The organism is Mesorhizobium sp. M7A.F.Ca.CA.004.04.2.1 (genome assembly GCF_004022825.1).
Lineage (GTDB): Bacteria > Pseudomonadota > Alphaproteobacteria > Rhizobiales > Rhizobiaceae > Mesorhizobium.
Map to the genome: position 1 here is coordinate 1 of NZ_RZPH01000359.1, position 5,353 is coordinate 5,353.

At 57.9% G+C, this 5,353-nt stretch carries 6 protein-coding genes; all 6 read right to left on the reverse strand.

The genetic code is table 11. The annotated features are described in order from the left end of the window. On the reverse strand, positions 1 to 484 hold a 484-nt coding region (locus EN893_RS17110), incomplete at its 3' end, for a DUF3011 domain-containing protein (RefSeq protein ID WP_128361660.1). Positions 485 to 555: 71 nt separating this feature from the next. Continuing rightward, positions 556 to 972 carry a hypothetical protein gene (locus EN893_RS17115; protein ID WP_245465926.1) on the reverse strand — a complete coding sequence of 139 codons (417 nt, stop codon included), beginning with the start codon at positions 970 to 972 and terminating at the stop codon, positions 556 to 558. 430 nt (positions 973 to 1,402) lie between these two features. Further along, entirely contained in the window at positions 1,403 to 2,137 is a 735-nt protein-coding gene (locus EN893_RS17120; protein WP_127266890.1) for a L,D-transpeptidase, read from the reverse strand. Further along, a complete protein-coding gene (locus tag EN893_RS17125) occupies positions 2,118 to 2,963 on the reverse strand; it encodes a DUF6065 family protein (protein ID WP_306254310.1) in 846 nt (281 codons plus the stop codon). The genes EN893_RS17120 and EN893_RS17125 overlap by 20 nt, the downstream gene beginning before the upstream one ends. 41 nt (positions 2,964 to 3,004) lie before the next feature. Then, positions 3,005 to 4,387, reverse strand: a complete 1,383-nt coding sequence (locus tag EN893_RS39885) for a collagen-like protein (protein ID WP_206520367.1) — start codon at positions 4,385 to 4,387, stop codon at positions 3,005 to 3,007. Positions 4,388 to 4,786: 399 nt separating this feature from the next. Then, the coding region (locus tag EN893_RS17135) for a response regulator transcription factor (RefSeq protein WP_164775888.1) at positions 4,787 to 5,353 on the reverse strand (567 nt) is incomplete at its 5' end.

Consider the following 5,353-nt stretch of genomic DNA (forward strand, 5'->3'; position numbering starts at 1 on the left):
TGTCCGGATTGTCGACTTTGCATCCGATGCCATGACAACCATTGTAGCTGCTATCGGAGCGGTAGTTACTCGTCGTGTGCCGTCGATTGTGATGATCGTCCGCCATCCCCTCGATCAGAGCGCCGAGAATAGCTCCGCCAACCACCGCGCCGACGTCATGACCGCGATGGTCATACATGCGGGCATTGGGATCAAAGCTGTCGCCACGTCCATGGTGGTAGCCGCCGACATCGGCGAAAATTCCGGAGCAGCCTTGCGCGACCCAAATATATTTGCTGCGTGGATTGTAGCCCCAGGTCCGGTTCAAAATACAAGGACTTCCGGAAGTCTGATGAATGAGTTGCGGCTTGCTCAGCGGGCCCGCCCAGCATTCGCCATACTGATAGTGCCTCGATTGGCATTCGACGGTCGATTGTGCGCGGGCATCAGAGATCATCCACGATGAGCCGAGCGCGAGCAAAGCAATGAACAGGTAACGTAGCATGTGAACCCTCCGGAGTGGTCAACGATCGGTTGCGTCGGTATCATCGAAAATGGAATTTCTTCCGCCAGGTGTCAGTCGTTGATCGCGGTGATCTTGATGGTGTTGCCGTCTCCGACGCCGGAGAACCAGACCTCGCCATCACCGATTGAGACGCCTTGCCAATTGGCGAACAGCGTCGGATAGGTCTGCTTGAGGACGGTCTGTTTGACCTTGGCGGTAACGATCTTGTCGTAATCCGTCACGAAATGCGCGGCGTCGTTTATCTTGATCGCCTTGCCGCCGATCCGGGCGCGGAAGGGATAATCGATCATCGACGCGACGGTCTGCTTGTCACCGGCACTGACAGCCTTCTGCAGCTTGTCGAAGAACTGCTGATAGGTTGTGTGACTGCCGAACAGCGCGTCAAGGGCCTGGTTTGTTTCAGCGGCGGTCTGCGCTGCCGCTGGACCCGCAACGGCGGTACTCAATAGCGCGGCGGAAACCAGCATGAATAGAGAGTGCCTCATCATAGGTCCTTTCACTCGGTGCGTTCAATTGCCAACCCATCAGCCTGGATTTGTCCTTCGGACGTTCGCGCCCTGACTGATGCCGACGGCGAACGGGAAGACGAACGGCATGCCGTCACTGACGTGAACTGATATATAGGCGCGTCCATTGATTTTTTTTATTTCAGTACACGCAAAAGGTGTAAAAAAGAATACCTAAACGTCGATTATGACGGACAGAGATGACGGTTAAGGTATCCAAAACCTTATTCGCGAGTGCTATCGATACGAGCAGCGACGCCTATGTCTTAAATTCTCCCTCTATGACGCAATATCGATAGAAGCAGAAATCTGCCGTCACCTGTGCCGCCGGCGTGGGTATGGTCCAGCGGCATCCGACAGCAAGCGTTTGCCTGCGCCTGTTCAATTCGCCTCACTTCACGATGACCTTTGCTCCCCGCGGCACCAGACTGTAGAGTTCGATCACATCCTCGTTGAGCATGCGAATGCACCCTGAGGACGCTTCAGTTCCTATGGTCCAGGGCTCTGAGGTGCCGTGGATACGATAAAGCGTATCCACGCCGTTCTTGTACAGATAGAGAGCTCGCGCGCCGAGCGGATTGTGCGTGCCGGGCCTGACCATGCGCGGCAGGTCGGGCGACTGGTTACGCATGTCGTCAGTCGGATACCATGCGGGCCACTCCGCTTTGCGCCCTACGCTGGCAATGCCCGACCAACTGTAACCGCTAGCCCCGACGGCGATGCCATAGCGCCGCGCCGTTCCATCGAGGCGGTATAGATAGAGGAACCTCTGCTGTGTATCGATCAACACCGTACCGGCAGGCAAGCGTTCCGGGGGCGTCACATCGACAGGCAGAAAGCGTTGGTCAAACTTGCTGCGATCGACGATGAAGACCTCATGCGGCTCCCTCGCGTAAGCGGCTTTCACGCGAACTAACTCTGTAGCCGTATTCGGGCTACCTTTTCCATCCGCCAGGCAACCGACAAGGAGCGCCGCCAGCGCCAATACAAAGCCCGACCGCACGAACTGGCGGATGCATTCCGGTCTTTCGTCTCTGCTCGAAACCGACCCGTTAATCGAACGGCCAAATGCTAGCGATCCAACTGGAGGAATGCGCACAGGCCGCTTACTCTTGGCTAGCTTCATCTACTGGCGAACCTTTTTCCTGGGCCCGCAACTGGTCGATGTGGATCGGCCGCTTCAGAGTTCGCTTTACTCGGTGAGTGTCATCCGCGACCGATTTCCCCGTCGGCGAAACACCCTGCAGATAGTGCTTCTGCCACTTCATCTCCTTGGTAAGCTCGTCGTTCATCTGCAGCCCGGCCGAAAACCGTCGACGTTCGCTATTCCAAACCTTATGTTCTTTATGGAACTCAGGATCGTCCTCCATCGGACGAATGACCGGCTGCACCTGCTCGATAGCGACACTTGGCATCATGGTGATGAAACAGAAAGGCTCGCCCTTGGCAAAAGTGACAGACCCAGGGCGGGTGAAGCGCCAATTCATGGTGAAACTGAACGGCAGCCAGTTGGTTTCCACCAAGCCGTCCAGGGGCGCGATTCCGTCCTTCATCCGGTTGGGGGAGCCGCGAGCCCACACCATCCAGCCCGGCTCGGTGCGAAACACGTAACCCGGATGAAAGGTTACTATGCCGTGCCCGAAGGTCGAGCTGATGAATCGGTGCGTGACGTTCGGTTCGTTTACATGGAAGGCGATGTCTTTTGTGGTGTTGTATCCGTTCCAAGTAACAGTCACATTTATGGGGTTCAACAATTCCCATCCGCTGGCATTGGCGATTGAAAGCGGCGTGCAACGATAGGCGAAATGCTGGTCGGTCGCATCCATCCAATCTCGCGTCCCCTCCGCGGCGACAAGCTCAGGGGGGTTCGGAGCCTGGATCATACAGTCAAGACGCGGGCCGGTCATACTCTCCGCTATCCTCAAACGATTCGATTCTAAGTTGCTGATCATGCCGCCAAACCGTAGCGGCATGACCAGGACAGAAGGGGGTACTATGGGCCTGCCGGTCCGGTAGGTCCCTCCGGTCCCACAGGCCCCTCCGGTCCGGCAGGTCCCACCGGTCCGGCAGGCCCAGTGGGTCCCTCCGCGCCGGGCGCGCCGGGAGGTCCAGACGCGCCGGTATCGCCGGGCGCTCCAGGTGTCCCGTCCGATCCGGGCAGTCCGACAGGCCCAGCAGGTCCGCCAGGTCCCTCCGCGCCGGGCGCGCCGGGAGGTCCAGACGCGCCGGTATCGCCGGGCGCTCCAGGTGTCCCATCCGATCCGGGCAGTCCGACAGGCCCAGTGGGTCCGGCAGGCCCCTCCGCGCCGGGCACTCCAGGCGCACCAGCCTCGCCGGGTGCGCCAGGCGCCCCTGGCTGTCCCCAAACATTGGTGGAAGGCGTCGGCAAGTTGCCAACGTCTCTTACGATGTGCGATGGAAGGAAGTCGCCACGATCACGCTGAATCAAGGAACGACCTGGCTTGTCGGCATAATAATCGTTCTGACCATCCGTGACCGCGCACTCGAAATTCTGGTCCGGATCCTTGCAGAAAACTGTCTTCGGGGCGCTTCGATCGCCATTGGTGCCGAAGTGGAATCTCAAACCGGCCATCGCAGAAAAATCGCCGCTTGAGGAGACGTCGCTGTTCGTCAGATCGAAGCTGAAATCACTGTAGATAGAAGTCGCTATTCCGCTTCCGAACTCGGTCAGGTACTCGGCGCCGCCAACAAGTTGCGTTCTACCACCAAAGGCGTCGCGATGACGCAGGCCGCCATTAACCTTGAAGTTATCCGTAGGATAGTACCCGACCCTGCCTTCGGCGAACGGACTGACGTCCTCTTCAAGTGAGTTCCATTCTATGCCGGCAAGTCCCTCAAGCGTGGCCCGGCCCAGATAGTACTGGCCTTCAACGCCGAGCTTGCCTTCGACATAGCCGTTTTCAAGAACTCCACCATCATCGTAACCACCTCCGCCATGAAGGTAGCTTCCATACAGACCCAGCGCCCCAACTTTCGGATCACGGCGGAATAGATGCGCGGCGGCACCTGTGAAGTTACTGTTTGGCGTCACGCCACCAATCGCATCCACCTGGAAGCCGTATTTTTCACCGAGCGGGAGCGCCACGGAACCGTCGGTAAAGGCATACGGGTCGTGACCATTGGTTCCCGCGCCGAATCCGACACGCACGTTGGGCGCAGCAACGGCACGAGTGTCGGATTGCGGACTTGACAGGTACATGCGCCTCTCAACCGAGGATAGCGCAGCCATCTCGCGACTCTGGGCCACCGAACCCCTCAGGGTGGCCAGTTCTCCTTTAACCTGGGCAGTCTCGGCGTAGGCGGCCTCAAGTTTGCGCGCCATCTGCTTCTGATTTCGCTGCAGGTCCAAAATCATCTGATAGAGTTGTTCGTTGCTTGGCGCCCCCGCTAGCGCGGGGGTAATCCCGACATAGATGGATGCGAAGGTTAGAATAGAACAACTGGCAAATAAAACTCTCTTATGCTGCCGCATCCCGCACCCCTTCTGCGCACCGCCGCCCTCGTTATCTACCTCGCCACGCGCACGACACATTCCTGTTCGATTGCGCATAGAATGCGAACTATCTAACGAATGCGGATTTATCCAATCCTTTCCTTGAAGTAATTAATCTCGTGATTCCTCACAATCGCAGTAACTGTCATATCATTACACTTACTGTCAGTCGTTTGAGGATGCTCCTCGAATTCCTCCCTGTCCTCTCCCAAATTGATGAGATCGGCAATCTTCTCTCTGGACAGGGTCCGCACGATCATTCTAATCGGTGAAGGCGAAGCCTGACCCTCGAATTGCGTGCAAGGGGAGAAGCATGTCGGATTTCTTGGCTCTTCGACGCAACCGGCTCACGATGGTGTCCAGGTGGGCATAGTTGAAGTCATAGATGTCTGCGCCCATGGCTTCGACGAGCGCGCGGCGATCGACGGTCTTGCCGCGCTCACTGAACAAGCGTTCCAAAAAGTGCCGTTCCGAGGTGGTCAAGCGAAGGCGATGGCCCATGCCGTCGGTAAGCACCCAGCAGCCTTCCTCCAGGGTCCATCGTGGGGCCGGAGACGAAGGGGCGCGGCGCCTGTTGAGACGTTCATTGAGCGTCATCACCGTGGCAGCAAGCTCCCGAACATCAATGGGTTTGACGAGGTAAGCGTCAGCGCCCGCTTCAAGACCATTGAGCCGGTCGTCGATGGAACTCCGGGCCGTCGCCATGACGATCCCGACCGATTGCAAGGCCCGCAAATGGGAAGCTATGGAAAGGCCGTCTTCGCCCTCCAGGCCAATGTCGAGAATGACGATTTCAGCCGGCTTGGCGGCGCAGGCTCGGTAGAGGGC

What these genes read in the sequence shown, in the direction of transcription:
- EN893_RS17115 (WP_245465926.1), bottom strand. Translation starts at nt 972, where the DNA reads ATGCTGGTTTCCGCCGCGCTATTGAGTACCGCCGTTGCGGGTCCAGCG.
- EN893_RS17120 (WP_127266890.1), bottom strand. Translation starts at nt 2,137, where the DNA reads ATGAAGCTAGCCAAGAGTAAGCGGCCTGTGCGCATTCCTCCAGTTGGA.
- EN893_RS17125 (WP_306254310.1), bottom strand. Translation starts at nt 2,963, where the DNA reads ATGATCAGCAACTTAGAATCGAATCGTTTGAGGATAGCGGAGAGTATG.
- EN893_RS39885 (WP_206520367.1), bottom strand. Translation starts at nt 4,387, where the DNA reads ATGATTTTGGACCTGCAGCGAAATCAGAAGCAGATGGCGCGCAAACTT.